Genomic DNA, 16,412 nt, shown 5'->3' with positions numbered 1-16,412 from the left:
ACTGGACGAGTGCAGAACTGGGGGCAAATGCTCCTCCAGCTCTCCGTTTTCTTCCCGGATCGGATCGGCCAATACTTACGCTAGTTTTTTATTCCAAAAGGGTTTACACAAAATACTGGACAGACCCAGCGGTACCTTTTTTGCTGCATAATCCCATTGATCCAGCCCCAAATTCCATTTGCGTACAGTCCTTACACGGCATTATACGACCTCATCGTGCCTAAGGATAACATGCTATGGCAGATTAACGAGCTGGTGGACTTCTCCTTCGTCTACAACGAACTAAAAGCAAACTACTGCTTGGATAACGGACGCAATGCTATCGCCCCCTTGCGGATGTTTAAATATTTGCTCCTTAAAGCCATTTTTGAGTTGTCGGACGCGGTACTGATCGAGCGCTCCCGGTATAACATGTCGTTTAAATACTTTCTGCAGATGGCACCAGAAGAAGCAGTCATTGACCCGAGTTCACTTACGAAGTTCCGAAAGTTGCGGTTAAAAGACCTAAATCTACTGGATTTGTTCATTGGCAAAACCGTCGAACTGGCAACTGGACAAGGCATTCTAAAGAGTACTTCCATCATTGTGGACGCGACGCATCCGAAAGCCACACTCCACCTACGCCGACTTAAAAATCGGCCGCACAAACCGAATCACCGCGAGCGACGCGCACACGGCCAGGGCGCCTGCCAGCAAGAACGCCGCTGTGTACGTGCCGGACGTGTCGACAATATAACCAGTCAATGTCGGGCCGATGATCCCGGCTGTGTTTGCCAGGAAGTGCATGAAGCCGCCAACAGAGCCGACGTTGTTGCGGTCGACCACATCGTTAATGATCGCCCAGTAGATCGCCCCTGTCAGATAGAGGAAAAATACAGAGAGGGCAACGAGGGCCACCGCGCCAGCGGTTGTCGTAATGACGCCTGCAAAGCCAATGCAGACAGCCGACATGAACAGGCAAGTTACCAGTACAAGCTTGCGCGAGAACAGCACGCCTTTGTTGACGAATCGCTTCAGGAAGAAATCGGATACAAAACCGCCCAGGGCAAGACCGACAAAGCCCAACACCCACGGGATAACCGTAATAATGCTCATTTCCTGCACGCTCAAGCCGCGGGCATCAATCAAAAAGCTCGGGAACCAGGTCAAGAAGAAGAACAAAATATAGTTATAGGCAAAGAACGCAAAGGCGGTAAACAAAACGGTTTTTTGCTTCAGGTAAAATGTCAGGCGCAGCTTTTCGGGTGCTCCGGCAGGCGCGTTTTCCACAGCCGCCGCGCTTTCCGCGATCGCCTGGGATGATGCTCCTTCTGGTCTTTCCTTGACGTATTTCCACCAGAAAATTGCCCAGATAATGCCGATGATAGCAATCGCGATAAACGAAACTTTCCAGCCGTAAGCAATGGCGATAAATCCGACAATCGGTCCGGAGATGGCGCCGCCCAGCGGTGTGCCGCTATTCGTCAAACCGATGACCGATGCTCGCTGATTTTGAGGGAACCAGTTGTTGACCATTTTGCTGATGGTGGCCGACAGCGGGCCTTCGCCCATCCCGAACAGCACGCGAATGACGATCATGCTCACAAAGCCGACAGCCAGCACAAGCGCTCCGCTAAACAACGACCACACGATCATCGCCACAAAAAGCGTCAGCTTCGCTCCATAGCGGTCGGAGGCGACTCCGCCCAAAAAGTTGAATATCGCGTAGCCGACAGAAAAGCTGCTGAAAATAATCCCCATCTCGGTTGCGGTCAAAGACAGATCCTCTTTGATAAACGGAGCCGCAATAGACAAGGCAGAACGGTCCAAATAGTTGATAACACCTGCCAGGAACAGGAAAAGAATAATCATTCCTTTGCCTTGAGAAAACATGGATACCCCTCCTCAAACTGTTAGCGTGCGAGCATGTTCTGTTTGTAAACGATTCCATAAACCGATTTAGTATTCAACAAGTAAAAAAGCGATTGCTTTTTTACTTGAAAACCTAACAGGAGCTTCGCGGAAGCAAAATAGGTTTCAAGCGGTGCACGCTTGTATCTACACTTCCTGTTTTTTTGATTTGATTTAGCAACAGCTCGGCGGCCAGATTCGCCATTTCGATGGCCGGCTGCTTGACTGTCGTGATCGGCGGCGTGTAAAAGTCGGCGTAGGAAACATCGTCAATCCCGATCACTGCAGCGTCTTCGGGAATTTTCAACCCGTACTTTTTCATATAGCGCAAAACTTCATTCAGCACGATATCGTTTCCGGCCAGAATCGCTTCCGGCGGCTTCGCCAAAGCGAACAGCTCCGATAGCGCTGCGGGAATTTTTTCTACGTCTGCCGTCTTGATGTAGTCTGGATGGACGGGGAGGTCATGGGCCTGCAAGGCATCCTTGTAGCCTTGGATACGCTCAACGCGCGGGCTGATATTGCGAATGATGGAAGTAGTAACAATAGCAATATTCTCATAACCCTTTTCGACAAAATGATCGACAGCCAGTTTGGCCGCAAGATGGTTGTCGAGCATGACTGTCGTAATGCCCAGGTCTTGGATCGTCCGGTCCATGAACACAATCGGAAACTCGTCGCGCTTCATCCGTTTGTACAGCTCAAGATTGCCGCCTGTCGGAAAAATAATGATGCCATCGACCTGCTTTGCCCTCAACATTTCGATATATTTTTTTTCCTTTTTAGGCTCGTCATCCGCGTTGCAGACAATAATGTGAAAGTCTTGTTGATAAAAATAGTTTTCAATCGCACGGATGATTTGGGTGGAAAACGTATGAAGAATATTGGCCACGACTACCCCTACGGTAAACGTAGACTTCTGCTTCAGGCTGCGGGCAATAATATTCGGCTCGTAGTTCAATTCCTTGATCGTTTCCTCAATCTTTTTCCGTGTTTTTTCACTCATGTATTCATATCGCTTGTTCAAGTATTGGGAGACGGTGCTCTTCGATACATTCGCATGTTTCGCAACATCGGCAATGGTAATGTTTTTCAGTTCACTCATTCCTGTCTTGTAAAGTAAATCCGGTCCACGATACGATCATTTCCTCATAGTCTCGTCTTTGTTCGCAGAGATAAAACGGTTTATCCTGCAATCAAGAAATATTCTATCGGATGTGGAACAGATTTACAATTGCCGATTTCCCTTGCGTTTGCGGCTGTAAAGAGAGCACCTTTTCCATCCATGTCCACGATTCGAATGCGACTGTTGCGTCAGGCTGCCACGTTTGTTTACACGCCGGAGTAGGCCATGAATCCGCCGTCGACAGGCACCGTGATCCCGGTGACAAAGCCGGAGTATGATTCATCGGCGAGCCAGAGCAGTGTGCCGAGCAAGTCTTCCGGCTGGCCAAACCGCTTCATCGGCGTAGCGGTAATGATTTTGTTCGATCTGGCTGTGTAGCTGCCGTCTTCGTTCAGTAGCAGGTTGCGGTTTTGCTGCGTCAAAAAGAATCCGGGAGCGATCGCATTCACGCGCAGCCCTGCCTCGGCAAAGTGAACCGCCATCCACATGGTGAAGTTGTTGATGGAAGCCTTGGCCGCGCTGTAGGCGGGCACCTTTGTCATCGGGGAGTAGGCGCTCATCGACGAAACGTTGATGATAACAGGTGCTTCCGCTTGCAGCAACGCTCTCCCGAACACCTGACTTGCCAAAAATGTGCCCGTGAAGTTGCTGGAGAACACTTGCGAGAAACCACTTTCCTCCAAGTCGAAAAACGATTTTCCGTCCGCCTCTTCCTCGTATGTCTCGGCAGCGGTGATCGCATCAGGGTGGTTGCCGCCCGCGCCATTGATAAGCATGTCTACGCGGCCGTATGCTGCCAAAATCTGCTCTCTGGCTGCGACGAGAGAAGCTTTGTCCAGGACATTCGCTGCGATCGCCATGGCGGTTCCGCCTGCTTGGCTGATGCTGTCGACTACCTGCTGTCCTTTTTCCGCCGTCCTGTTCAAAATCGCCAGCTTCATCCCGTGGCGCGCCAATTCCTCTGCCATTCTCGAACACAATACGCCGCTGCCGCCTGTGATGACGGCGACTCTTCCGTTTAAGTTTTCGTGAATCGGAATCATTGCTTGCTCCCCGCCTTGCTTGCTTCATGGGCATCCCACAAGCCGAGCAAGTACATGATCCCCAGAGCACGGTCGTACAGTCCGTAGCCAGGGCGGCAAACCTCTCCCCAAATATGGCGCCCGTGGTCAGGTCTGACATAGCCGGTGTAGTTTTGCTTGCTCAACTGCTCCACCACACCCTGTACGTTGATAGAGCCGTCTTGGGTGTAATGGGAAGTTTCCACGAAGTCTCCGTTTTCATAAATTTTCACATTGCGGATATGGGAAAAAGGAGCGAGATACGCGTACTTTTTCGCGATTTCCACCATATCGTTTTCCGGGTTGGCCCCCATCGAGCCTGTGCACATCGTAATGCCATTCGCCGGGGAATCCGAAATCGCAATGAGCTTCTCGTAGCTTTCAGGTCCCGTGATGATGCGCGGCAAGCCGAAGATCGACCATGGCGGATCGTCCGGATGGATCGCCATTTTGATTCCGCTTTCTTCCGCGACAGGCAAGATTTCTTTCAGGAAAATCCCCAGGTTCTCCCAGAGCTTTTCTTCATCTACATGTTTGTAGGCTTCGAACAGCTCGGAAATGCGCGCCAGCTTTTCCGGTTCCCAGCCCGGCAGCGTCAAGTCGGAAGCGGCTGCCACTGTGTTGATAAGCTCCTGCGGGTCGAGGTTATCCACTTTTGCTTTTTCGTAAAACAAAGCCGTGGAGCCGTCTTCCAGCGAGTGGAACATTTCGGTGCGGGTCCAGTCAAAAATCGGCATGAAGTTGTAGCAGATGACTTTGACTCCGGCTGCGCCGAGGTTGCGGATCGTCTCTTTGTAATTTTCGATATATTTCATCCGGTCTTCGTTGCCCAGCTTGATCGACTCGTGGACGTTAACGCTTTCAACGACATCGGCGTGGAAGCCAAAGGATTGGATGTAGTCGATTTCCGCTTGGATTTCTGCTTTTTCCCATACTTCTCCGACAGGCTTTTGGTGCAATGCCCAGACAATCCCTTTTACTCCCGGGATTTGTTTGACCTGGTCAAGCGTTACCGTGTCATTGCCTCTCCCATACCATCTGAACGTGATATTCATGGCGCACCCCCGTTATTCTGCACTCTTTTGCATATATTGTTTGCTCAATTCCACGACGGCTTCATAGCCCCCGCTCTGGAACGCTTTGTTCAAGTCGCTGCCGATTCCGGCCGCAACCGCCCCTGCCTTCAGCCATTCCTGCACATTGTCCAGATTGATCCCGCCAGTCGGCATGATGCGCGCGTTCGGCAGCGGACCGTTGACCGATTTGATGAAGGAAGGCGCAAAATGGTTGGCCGGGAACAGCTTCAACACATCGCATCCGGCCTCAAGAGCCAGCGCCATTTCGCGAATCGTCATGCAGCCCGGCATATACGGAACTCCGTAGCGATTGCACAGCTCGGCAACGCTTTCAATAAAATGGGAGCTGACGACGAATTTGGCGCCTGCCAATATGGCGTGCCGTGCCGTTTCCGAATCCATGACGGAACCGGCACCCAGGAGAGCGTCTGTATGCTGCAGCTCCCGGAACACATCAGCAATAGCCGGAGTCGTATAGGTCAGTTCGATGGCGCGAATCCCGCCTTCTATCGCCGCTTTTGAGAGCTGAACCGCTTCCTCGCCAGTCTGTCCGCGAATCACCGCGACGACCTTCGTCTTCATGATTTGCTGAATCACCGCGTATTTATCCATTCGCTTCCTCCTTACTCAAATACGATGATCGCTTTTCGCACTTGTTCTGGATGACTTTCTACGAAATCAAACGCCTGCTGGACCTCATCGAGCGAAAACGTGTGCGTGACCAGCCCGTTATGCCGGAGCTTTCCTTCGTTCAGCAGTTTGACTACTTTGCCGAACTGGTTGGTCTGAAGTCTGGAGCCTTTGATCGTCACTTCTTTTTTCGTGATCGGCAACTGCGGAATCGCGGAAGGACGCTCGTCAAAGCCAAGCACGACAATCCGCCCAGCCACCGAAACAACGTCGAAGGACAGCTCAAACGTCATCGGCAAGCAAACCGCATCAATCACGACATTCGCGCCTTCGCCATTCGTCCACTCCTGCACGCGTTGGCGCACGTCTTCCTGTCCGGCGTTCACCGTGACGTCTGCGCCGTTTTCCTTGGCAAAAGCCAGGCGCTGCTCGCTCAAATCGGTCATCATCACCGTTGCTCCCTGGAGCTTCGCCATCTTCAGAATGCAAATCCCGATCGGCCCCGCTCCTTGAATCAGGACAGTGTCTCCCTCCTCGACTTCCCCTCTCCACACGGCTTGCGCACCGATTGTGTAAGGCTCCGCCAAAACGGCTTCTTCCCACGGCAGCGCAGCGTCCACCACATGGAGCTGCTTTTCAGGAAGCACAAACCATTCCCGCATCCCGCCATCTTCGTGGACGCCAAACACGGAGAGCTTTTCGCACACATTCGGACGACCTTTGCGGCAAGCGTAGCACGCTCCGCAATAGCGGATCGGTTCCACCACCACATGATCGCCTACGTGGACACTGGTCACCTTCTCGCCAATGGCTACGACTTCTCCGGCTACTTCATGCCCGACCACCCGCGGCAAAGTCGCAAGCGGATTTGTCCCGTGGTAAATGTGCATATCCGAGCCGCATATCCCGACTCGCTTTACTTTTACCAGCACATCGGTCGGGTTGGAAATCTGGGGCTTCTCTACATGCTGGATGACAAGCTCATGTGCTTTTCGTACTTGAACCGCTTTCATTTTTCCACCTGCTTTTTGAAAGAATGGATAGCGCCCATGTCGCTGCTTATCTGGCAATCACGGTTTCGTTTTGCAAAAAGGACCACACTTCCTCGGCGTAAGGCAACCCTTCGTTATCTCCCGACACGGTCGTCACAATCGCGCCTACCGCATTGGCAAATTCCAGTCTGCGGTCCAGCGGCAAGCCGTGCAAGTAACCGTAAATGTAGCCGGCATCGAAGCCGTCCCCTGCGCCAACCGTGTCTACGGGCACGACCGGGAAAGCTTTTTTCACATGCCAGACGCCATTGTGGTACACCTTGGACCCGTTAGCCCCGTCCTTGATAACCAACTGCTCGATCTGGAAGCGCTTCGCAAATTCTACAAGCGCAGCCTCCGAGGCATCTCCGAGTATCAGCTCGATTTCATCTCGTCCCGTCAGCAAAATATCGACAAACGGGAACAGCTCCGCATACACAGCTCTCGCTTCCTCAATCGTCCACAGCTTCAGGCGGATATTCGGGTCAAACGACACCGGGATGCTCTTTTGCCGCGCGACCTCGATCACTCGCTTGACAATCTCCACGTTTTTCGGGTCAATCGCCAGAAACACGCCCGTGATGTGGATGAGATGGATTCCCTCGAACATCTTTTTTGTAATATCACCTGGCTGCAACGTCAGGATCGGGGAGTGATAGCGGTAATAAAACGTTTTTCCGGAGCCGTCCTCCCGGATTTCCTTGAAGTTCACCGACGTCGGATAGCCTTCGACAAAAGCGACATCCTCCACGTCGATCCCTTCCCCGCGGGCAAAATTGTAGATGAACCGCCCGAACTCATCCTGTCCCAAACGGCTCAACCACTTCGACCGCAACCCGAGCCGCGAGCAACCGATCGCAAAGTTGAACTCCGCTCCTCCAGCCTTCCTTTCAAACGCAGGGACAAATCGCAGGGGTCCCGTTACTGACGGATTTAACGTAACCATGGCGTCCCCTAATGTAAAAACGCCATATTTTGACGACATTACAGATCCTCCTTCTTTAAGCCATGCACCAATGCGTTGTGAGGATTGATTGCCTGCTTGATTGTTGTTTGGTTGCTTTATTTGCTTGTTGGCAAGCTTTGTTTCCTCAGGTTTTGATAAATCGGTTTAGCTAGTGAGTAAAAAATATATAAACCGATTTAGTTGACTTTTTTAAAATTATAATTTAAAGACTTTGCGAAATCAACAGAAAATTCTTTGGGTTTTTGGGGAGGGGGATTAATGGCTGGTTGACTGGTCGGTAGGGGCATGTGTTGGGGAATGCTTTTTGGGAAAAGTCGTCGAGGCGCTGCTGTAAGCGAGGCAGCCATGGTGGGAGGGGGCATCATGCATTACTTTTGGAACGTCAAGGATAATGGGGGTAGGTGATTAGTGAAAAGCAGCATTCGCTTTTTATGCTGGGATGGATTGGCGGGAAAAGAGAAATCTGTTGGGGGCAAAACGTCTGACCTTCGCCCCTCCCACCCCCGCACGCTCACATTGCCAAGTTGGATCGACTACACTTGGTGAGCCAAAAATCCGGCAAAAATAAAGAAGCACTTCACTCCACCAAAAAAAATACGCCCATCCGAAATAATTTGACAACACCCAAAATCATCTCCGCTACTTTTATCTGATATTTTCCGTCACACGATCCCCCAGATGGAAAAAGCGATCCGTACGGACGATAACAGATAACACCGTTGCAGGAGCCACTTTCTTTCCCGCTGTCCCCCACTCTATGCCCATCCTGTCAACAACCCCTTCCACAAAAAAACCTCCTGCTCCACCCAAGCGCGAGTGCAAGCAGGAGGAACGCTCCCTCTGTCTAGTTTTCAGAAAACTCGATAACCGTTCTGCCAACGTTGATGCAGCATGCATCGTGGAACGAGTCAAAAGCTTTGTTGATCTCGTCCAGCCCGATGCGGTCCAGCACCAGATCGTCCAGATTGAACTTTCCGTCCAGGTACAGCCTGGCGATCGCCGGAAAGTCGCGGAATGGCTGGGTGTTGCCGTAAAAGCTGCCTTTCAGCACTTTGCCGACGCGGTGGAAGCCGCCGGCTGGGAGCGTAATTTCTTTAGCGGGATGGAACGCGCCAATGACGACGACGGTGCCGCCTTTGCGCGTACCTTTCCAGGCGCTCTGGGTCGCATGCGTGTTTCCTGTGCAATCGATGGCAAAGTGAACGCCGAATCCGTCCGTCAGCTCTTTCAGCCGCTCCTCCGCATTTTCTTCTCCTACGAGAATCGTATGCGTCGCGCCAAATTTTTTCGCGATCTCCAAGTTGGCTGGCTTCATGTCGCAAGCAATGATTTTGGAAGCGCCGGCGATGCGCGCGCCCTGGATCGCGTTGACTCCGACGCCGCCGATGCCGAATACTGCTACCGTGCTGCCTGGGGTCACACCCGCGGCGTGAACGGCTGCGCCGTATCCGGTCGCGACGCCGCAGCCGATCAGCGAAGCTTGCGCGAGCGGCATTTCGTCCGGCAGCTTGACGCAGGACATTTCCGGGACAACGGTATATTCAGCAAAGGTAGACAAGAGCGAATTGTGGTAAATCTTTTCGCCTTCCTTGCTCAGACGGCTCGTGCCATCCAGCAAGGTTCCCTCAAACATCGGACCGAATGCCGCCTCGCACAAATGTACATCGCCCGTCACGCAAAATTCGCAGGTGCCGCAGTACGGAACCCAGCTCAGCGCTACTTTATCGCCCGGCTTTACTTTTGTGACGTTCGGCCCTACGGCTTCGACGATCCCGGCGCCCTCGTGCCCCAAAATGGTTGGAAATGGCGTGCTCGCATCCTCCAGCGCGTTCAGGTCGCTGTGGCAGACGCCTGTTGCTGCTATTTTGACCAAGACCTCATTTGCTTTTGGTGCGTCCAGTGTGACTTCTTGGATGGCAAGCGGTTGGCCGACGCCTGTCATCACGGCTGCTCTCATTTTCATGTCTGACTCCCTCTTTCGCGGACTGAACTCGTAGTGGAATAGCTTTGGTAACGCAAGGAAAAGCGCAAACTCAGTAGGCAAACCAGATCGCTTTTGCCTTTGTATAGGATGACAAGGAGTGAATCGCGAACTCTTTGCCCCAACCGCTTTGCTTCCAGCCGCCGAACGGGCTTGCGAAGTCATAGCAGCCGTAGCGATTGACGAATACTTGGCCTGCCTGCAGCTTGTTTGCCACGCGATGCGCGCGCGACATATCGCCTGTCCACAAACCTGCCGCCAGGCCGTAGACGGTGTCGTTCGCCATTTCCACCACTTCTTCCTCGGTGTCAAACGGAATCACGCAAAGCACCGGACCGAAGATTTCTTCTTGCGCGATCTTCATTTTGTTGTGCACGTCGGCAAAAATGGTCGGGCGGATGAAGTAGCCGTTGGCATTGTCTCCGGTCAGGTCGCGCTCGCCGCCTGCCGCTACGCGCGCGCCTTGTTCCTTTCCGCTCGCGATGTAGCCCAGGATGCGCTCCATTTGCTTTCTGGACACTTGTGCGCCCTGGTCTGTCTCCGGGTCAAAAGGATCTCCCAGCTTGTAGCTGTCAGCCATCGCCGCAAGCCGCTCGACTACTTGCTCGTAAATGTCGCGCTGCACGAACAGCCGGGTCGGCGCTGAACATTTTTCCGCCTTATGCGTGAACAGCCCGTAAAAAGAACGTTCGATCGCGGCCTCCAAATTCGGTGCGTCGCTGAACAAAATATTCGGGGATTTGCCGCCCAGCTCCAGCGAGACGGGCTTGAGATTGGAATCGGCGGAATCCCGGACAAGCTGTCTGCCCACAGCCGTGCTTCCTGTAAAAGTCACCTTGTCCACATTCATATGGCGGCTCAACTGCGAACCGACACTGCCTGCGCCAAGCACGAGGTTAATGACGCCCGGCGGTAAAATGTCTGCTTCATGAATCAGCTCAAACAAGCGGATGGCAGAAAAAGACGTTTCCTCCGAAGGCTTCAGGATGATCGTATTGCCCATGGCAAGGGCAGGAGCAAGCTTCCACGCGGCCATATCAATCGGGAAGTTGAACGGCACAATTTGCGCGCATACGCCAATCGGGTCCCGGGTAGTTACGCTCAGGAAGTTGCCTTCGACCGGATTGTTTTCCCCGTAGTATTTGTCTGTCCAGCCTGCGTAGTATTCGAACACATCCGAAGCTTCCTGCACGTCGTCCTTGTAGGACTCGGTGTACAGCTTGCCGTTGTCCAGCGTTTCCAACGTGGCCAGCTCCGCCTGATGCTCGACCAGAAGGGCGCTGATCTTGCGCAAAATTTTTGCCCGCTCCTTGCGCGTTGTCTTGCGCCATGCCCCGTTCTCATCGTCAAAAGCCGCACGTGCCGCTGCGACTGCGCGATCGACGTCCTCTGGAGCCGCTACCTGGAACGAACCGTTGATGAGACCGTTTGCAGGATTCGTCGACGTAATGATTTCATCCCCTGTGCTGTCTGCCCATTGGCCGTTGATATACAGCTTTTTCGTCTGTTGCAGCCATTCTTTTGCCCACGCCAGCTTCGGCTGGTCGATTCCTTCAAATTGCTTTTTAGCATTTGTCTCGTTCACTGTGATGACCTCCGTTTCGCGAAAAGCTTTTGACCCCTTCCCTGCCTTGTTCCTTGAGCAGCCGGGAAACGAAGCTGTACCCGTGCGTCTCTTTCAACTCGACCACGAGCGGAATGAAGCTGTTGGCAAGCTCTGCGCATCTTGCTTCGTTGGCTTCAATGCCCGCCAGACATTTCTCATGGAAAAGGGCGAGGGACTGCTTCAGCATCTGCAACGCATCCAAAATATTGGCTCCCGCTGCTCCCTCAAATACGTTCAAATCCAGTTCGCCATGCGCAAGCGTCGCCTGGACAACCCGGTCACACCCCAAAACCTGAAAGCAGCTTTGGATGAGAGTCTCGGGTACGACCGGATTAATTTTTCCGGGGAAAAAGGAAGACCCCGCCTGCACGCCTGGCAGCGTAATTTCTGCAAAGCCAGCCTCCGGACCGGATGACAGTAGGCGCAAATCTTTGGAAATTTTCAACAAACACGTCGCCAACAAGGACAGTTGCGCGGAGACTTGCGCCAGATCGTCCATGTTTTGCGCCGCGTCGAACAAGTTTTCCCGATGATGCAGCTTTTGTCCGGACACCTCGCAAAGCTCGGAGAGAACCGCATCGCGATAAGCTTTTGGCGCTCCCACTCCCGAGCCGATGACCGTACCGCCCAAATTGACGGCATTCAACTGCTGTACAGCATGCGTCAATGCGGCATGGCGCCTCCCAATGACTGCCCCATACCCGCTGAACGTCTCGCCCAACTGGACCCGCATGCCATCTTGCAAGCATGTTCGGGCAATGGTCGTCACGCTCATCAGGTTCGTCGTCAGCCTTTCCCACGTCTTTTGCATGCGGGCCAGCAGTTCGTTGAGGCCCTCGTACTCCTGGACAATCGCCATGCGCATCGCCGTATGGCAAACGTCTGACGTGGACTGGGAAGCGTTCACATGATCGACCGGATGAACCGGAGAATACGTCCCGTGCGCCATCCCCGCATGCCCGTTTGCCAGATTGGCAATCACCTCGTTGACGTTCATGTTTGTTCCAATCCCGCCGCCGCCATGCAACATATCGACCGGAAAATGCTCCAAATGCGCTCCGGCGATCAGCTCGTCGCAAGCTTTTTCAATTGCCGCACAAATATCGGCAGCAAGTACCCCCGCTCGTTCATTCGCCCGTGCCGCAGCCTTCTTCACCTGCGCCAGCGCAGCGATATAGGTGGGATACTGCCCCAGGCGCTTGCCCGAAAACGAGAGATTTTGCAACGCTCTCACGGTTTGAATCCCGTAAAGCGCCTCCTGTGGAATCTCCACCGTGCCAAACGAATCCTGTTCTTTTCTCGTTGCTACCCATCCGTCGCAGGAAATGTAAACCGCCTCCCAAAAGGGGGAAGTCAGGCTGCCCCCTACTGTACATGGCAACTGCCATCTTCTGCAAATAACAAAGCATCCTCGTCGCTCCAGCCCTACACTGGCTCGTGGCTTTTCCGAAAGAAAAAGACCAAGGGCCGTTATTTGCAGACACGACAATTTAATCACAATGCGAACATTTCGTTCACTATATGAACTTAACGCGATTATAATTCGTCGATTTCCCGATGTCAAACAAACAATTTTTCTCGGCGAAGCCGTCTGTTTGGCTTTCCTCCATGCAGGCTTGCGGGCAGGAAGCTGCACAAACGGATAGCTTTCAAGCAAAAATCTACGCTATAATGATCTACATTGGAAAAAAATAATGGAGTGTAAACGTGCACATGAAACAGGAAAACTCATCTGTTCAAGCAGTCGATCGTGCTCTGCAGCTCCTCCAACTCGTAGGCGAGAGCAAAGACCCCATTTCCATCGTAGATTTGGCCGAAATGTCCGGAATGAATCGGACAACGGTATGGCGACTGATCGGAACGCTTGAAAATCACGGCTATATTGAACGCGACCCGCTGACAAAAGGGTACTTGCTCGGCTACGCCGCCCATCGCCTTGCTGCCCAAGCCCCGCAGTACGGCTCGCTCATTCGCCGCGCCCGAAAAAGCATGGAGCAATTGCGCGAACAGACGCAGGAAACGGTGCTGCTCAGCGTTCCGAAGCACTATGGCACGCTGACCATCGACCAGATCGACCCGGCGAACAGCGTGCGGGTTGCTCACTATGTGAACGTCTTTTTGCCTTTGCACTGCACCTCCAATGGCAAGGTGCTTCTCAGTACCTTTTCAGCAGAAGAGCTCAATTACTACCTGGAGCAGCCCCTGGAACGAATCACTCCGAATACGATTACAGATCCTGAGCGATTGCGCCAAGAAATCGAGAAGGTCAAAAAGCTCGGTTACGCTATCGTCCTCGGCGAGCTGGATGTAAACGAAAACGGAATTTCCGCCCCTATTTTTGACAAGCGAAATGCGCTCGTTGCCTTCATCAGCGTCTGCGGGCCGAACTTCCGGTTTACCGAGGAAAAAGTATTGGCCTGTACAGAGCAGTTGTTCGCGGCAGCTCGCGACATCGCCGATCACCTGCAATGAGTGCAGCAAAAAGGGAGCCGCTCCCACGGGACAGACCCGAAGCCTGGTGCGTTAGTTATGATGCGCCAGGCTTTTTTATTTTGCGGCGATTGGGCTATTCTAAGAAAAATCAGCCCGCCGAAGGCCCGGCATGAACATTTTGAAAAATGATTGACAATTCTCGACACTCAATCATATAATCACTTTAGTTTCACATTGCGAATAAATAGTTCACATTATGAACGGTCCTTCTTTTTCAACTTGGATACACCTCGCCCAATCCCTACTTCGGCGAACCGCAAGCTTTTCAGTCTTTCAACAAGGGGGAGTTCATGTGAACAGCAGTCAAACGATCAAAATGGATGACGCTCCGCTGAGCAAATTCCACATCAAGATGGCAGCGCTTACTTTCGGCGCCCACTTCACTGACGGTTATGTGTTAGGTATTATTGGAATCGCTTTCACACTCATCAAACCGCAAATGAATCTGGACCCGCTGTGGACGGGCCTGATCGGCAGCTCTGCCTTGATCGGTCTTTTTCTCGGCAGTCTGATTCTCGGGTATATTTCTGACTTTATCGGCAGGCAAAAAATCTTCGTCCTGAGCTTTATCCTGATTACCCTGGCCTCCTTCCTGCAATTTTTCGCTGAAACTCCCGCACAGCTCTTTCTCTTGCGCATCCTGATCGGAATTGGAATGGGTGGGGACTACAGTGTCGGCCACACCATGCTGGCCGAGTTTTCGCCCAAAAAGCATCGCGGTGTTTTGCTCGGCTCCTTCAGCGTCATCTGGACAGTCGGTTACGTCGCCTCTACCGTGATCGGCATGAACCTGCTCAGTCTGGGACCTGACGCCTGGCGCTGGATGCTGGCTTCCTCTGCCCTTCCTGCTGTCATTATTTTGCTCCTGCGAATCGGTACGCCCGAATCTCCGCGCTGGCTGATTAACAAAGGCCGAATCGATGAGGCGCGGCAAATCGTCAAAAAGTATCTCGGCCCCAACATTGTTTTAGATGACGAGACACCCGTTCCGAAAACGCAAGGCAGCTTCGCCCGCCTGTTCAGCAAAGGCATGCGCAAGCGTACAGCTTTTAACTGCCTGTTCTTCGTTTGCCTGGTTATCCCTTACTTCGCTATCTACACGTTTCTGCCCGCGATTTTGGAAACGATGGGCCTGAGCGAAAACTTCGGTACCGATTTGCTGCTGAACGCCTTGCTCGTCGTCGGTGCCATCCTGGGCATCTGGTTCACCATCAAGTTTTCCCGCCGCGGCTTTTTGATTAGTTCGTTTATCGTTTTGGCCGTGACGCTGTTCCTGTTGACTGTGCTGCCTGAGAGTATGACCTTCCTGATGATTCTCGTTTTTGCCGTCTTTACGTTAATCATGTCTGCCGTCAGCAACCTCGTCGGCGTCTTCCCGGCAGAGAGCTTCCCGACAGAAGTCCGCTCAAGCGGCGTAGGGCTGGCGACATCTTTCAGCCGCTTCGGCTCGGCCATCGGCACTTTCCTCTTGCCCATCGGCATCGACAGCTACGGGATTCACCCGACGATGCTCGCCCTGACAGCCGTTTTGGTGCTTGGCACACTGGTGTCCATCGCCTGGGCGCCTGAAACGAAAAACTTGTCGCTGAGCGAGGCGAGCGATATACAGAAATCTGCTTGATTCGGTCAGTAACGAAAAGAAAAGAGCCGCATCTTCTGCATTTCGCAGGTGATGCGGCTTGTTGTTGTTTGGGGTTGCTGTGCTGGGCAGAGGGTTTGGGGGTGGGGCGATTATTTCTTGTGGGATGTCGATGGCTTCTTCTTCGGGTTCGCGCTACTTGGGATTTGGGTGAAATGGGGGTGCGAGTAATGAGGGGGCAGGTGGTGTGTTTTACATGCAGGCTTTTGTGCAGGTTATGGAGCATTCGGCTTTTGCTGCAATTTTGGGAAAAATTTTGTTGAGCCTTCCCATACGTTGAGGCATGGGTGCATGAATCGGCTATTCTGACAAGTGGGGGAGAGGGTTTAGTGCTCTCGTTGCTCGGGTCCTTAATGTAACAAAGATAACAACAAGGGATGACATACAAAAAAACAAAGTTTCAGTCCCCTCGTACCTCGGGTCCTCAATGTAACCGACCTTGGTCGGCATGAACAACTCAGTAATGCCAAGGCTTTGCTTATAGTCAAAGCCCTCAACATTCCGCACTTTTTTCGAGGATTACCTTTCTGTCCAAAAACAGGCCCCATCCTCGAAAACACTTTCTCTCCACTTGCTTTCCGACTGTGTCCTATCATTAGTATTCACTTGCAGAAGTATAATCATGTCCTCTCACGACTATAATAAATCATTTGCCTCATTTTTATAATACCTCTCCCTCGTTTCCTGCCGAAATCACGACAAAATATCTTTTGTCCACAAAAAGACGCACCTCACTTCTCCCCCTCCCTTTCGGCAGACATCTGAACCACTGTCAATAGATTGGGCACATAAAATCGAGAGAATTACACCACACATCGGTACATATGTTCGTATTGATTGGGCGTGAAGTACCCAATGGATGAATGGATGCGTTTTCCATTATAAAAGCAAGTGATATACTCAAATATCGCT

At 52.4% G+C, this 16,412-nt stretch carries 13 protein-coding genes and 1 pseudogene; 3 read left to right on the top strand and 11 right to left on the bottom strand.

The genetic code is table 11. The features are described from left to right. Window positions 1-156: 156 nt before the first annotated feature. Window positions 157-609 (top strand): annotated as a pseudogene (locus AC27IT_RS26725) (transposase); the annotation flags it as partial. Between the two features lie 9 nt (window positions 610-618). On the opposite strand, the gene AC27IT_RS26720 reads toward AC27IT_RS26725, so the two are convergent. The 10 genes from AC27IT_RS26720 to AC27IT_RS26675 form a co-directional block, all read right to left on the bottom strand. After that, a complete protein-coding gene (locus tag AC27IT_RS26720) occupies window positions 619-1,872 on the bottom strand; it encodes an MFS transporter (RefSeq protein WP_007787185.1) in 1,254 nt (417 codons plus the stop codon). Window positions 1,873-1,984: 112 nt separating this feature from the next. Further along, window positions 1,985-2,986: a LacI family DNA-binding transcriptional regulator gene (locus AC27IT_RS26715; protein WP_025845630.1), complete on the bottom strand. Its 1,002-nt coding sequence runs from the start codon at window positions 2,984-2,986 to the stop codon at window positions 1,985-1,987. A 236-nt stretch (window positions 2,987-3,222) separates the two neighbouring features. Continuing rightward, complete coding sequence (locus AC27IT_RS26710; RefSeq protein ID WP_025845632.1) at window positions 3,223-4,059, bottom strand: SDR family oxidoreductase; 837 nt, start codon at window positions 4,057-4,059, stop codon at window positions 3,223-3,225. After that, on the bottom strand, window positions 4,056-5,132 hold the full coding sequence (gene uxuA, locus AC27IT_RS26705) for a mannonate dehydratase (protein WP_429778199.1): 1,077 nt from the start codon (window positions 5,130-5,132) through the stop codon (window positions 4,056-4,058). The genes AC27IT_RS26710 and uxuA overlap by 4 nt, the downstream gene beginning before the upstream one ends. A 12-nt stretch (window positions 5,133-5,144) precedes the next feature. Beyond that, window positions 5,145-5,765 carry a bifunctional 2-keto-4-hydroxyglutarate aldolase/2-keto-3-deoxy-6-phosphogluconate aldolase gene (locus AC27IT_RS26700; RefSeq protein WP_007787193.1) on the bottom strand — a complete coding sequence of 207 codons (621 nt, stop codon included), beginning with the start codon at window positions 5,763-5,765 and terminating at the stop codon, window positions 5,145-5,147. 11 nt (window positions 5,766-5,776) lie between these two features. Then, window positions 5,777-6,796 carry a zinc-binding alcohol dehydrogenase family protein gene (locus tag AC27IT_RS26695; RefSeq protein WP_283858663.1) on the bottom strand — a complete coding sequence of 340 codons (1,020 nt, stop codon included), beginning with the start codon at window positions 6,794-6,796 and terminating at the stop codon, window positions 5,777-5,779. A gap of 46 nt (window positions 6,797-6,842) precedes the next feature. Then, window positions 6,843-7,799: a sugar kinase gene (locus AC27IT_RS26690; RefSeq protein WP_327920867.1), complete on the bottom strand. Its 957-nt coding sequence runs from the start codon at window positions 7,797-7,799 to the stop codon at window positions 6,843-6,845. Window positions 7,800-8,625: 826 nt separating this feature from the next. Beyond that, window positions 8,626-9,744 carry a Zn-dependent alcohol dehydrogenase gene (locus AC27IT_RS26685; RefSeq protein ID WP_487092213.1) on the bottom strand — a complete coding sequence of 373 codons (1,119 nt, stop codon included), beginning with the start codon at window positions 9,742-9,744 and terminating at the stop codon, window positions 8,626-8,628. A gap of 70 nt (window positions 9,745-9,814) precedes the next feature. Beyond that, complete coding sequence (locus AC27IT_RS26680) at window positions 9,815-11,347, bottom strand: aldehyde dehydrogenase family protein (protein ID WP_007787201.1); 1,533 nt, start codon at window positions 11,345-11,347, stop codon at window positions 9,815-9,817. Continuing rightward, window positions 11,328-12,749, bottom strand: a complete 1,422-nt coding sequence (locus tag AC27IT_RS26675; RefSeq protein WP_340673658.1) for a lyase family protein — start codon at window positions 12,747-12,749, stop codon at window positions 11,328-11,330. Before AC27IT_RS26675 ends, AC27IT_RS26680 begins: the two co-directional genes overlap by 20 nt. A 332-nt stretch (window positions 12,750-13,081) precedes the next feature. On the opposite strand from AC27IT_RS26675, the gene AC27IT_RS26670 reads away from it, so the two are divergent. Then, window positions 13,082-13,840: an IclR family transcriptional regulator gene (locus AC27IT_RS26670; RefSeq protein WP_152344150.1), complete on the top strand. Its 759-nt coding sequence runs from the start codon at window positions 13,082-13,084 to the stop codon at window positions 13,838-13,840. Window positions 13,841-14,153: 313 nt separating this feature from the next. Continuing rightward, window positions 14,154-15,482, top strand: coding sequence for an MFS transporter (locus AC27IT_RS26665; RefSeq protein ID WP_007787208.1), 1,329 nt, complete (start codon window positions 14,154-14,156; stop codon window positions 15,480-15,482). A gap of 821 nt (window positions 15,483-16,303) precedes the next feature. Here AC27IT_RS26665 and AC27IT_RS26660 read toward each other — a convergent pair. Next, on the bottom strand, window positions 16,304-16,408 hold the full coding sequence (locus tag AC27IT_RS26660) for an IS3 family transposase (RefSeq protein ID WP_487092214.1): 105 nt from the start codon (window positions 16,406-16,408) through the stop codon (window positions 16,304-16,306). Window positions 16,409-16,412 lie beyond the last annotated feature (4 nt).

The sequence above is a fragment of the Brevibacillus sp. YAE8 genome (assembly GCF_057543335.1).
Note: the sequence above shows the minus strand (reverse complement) of the source record. Positions and strands in the feature narration are given on the sequence as shown.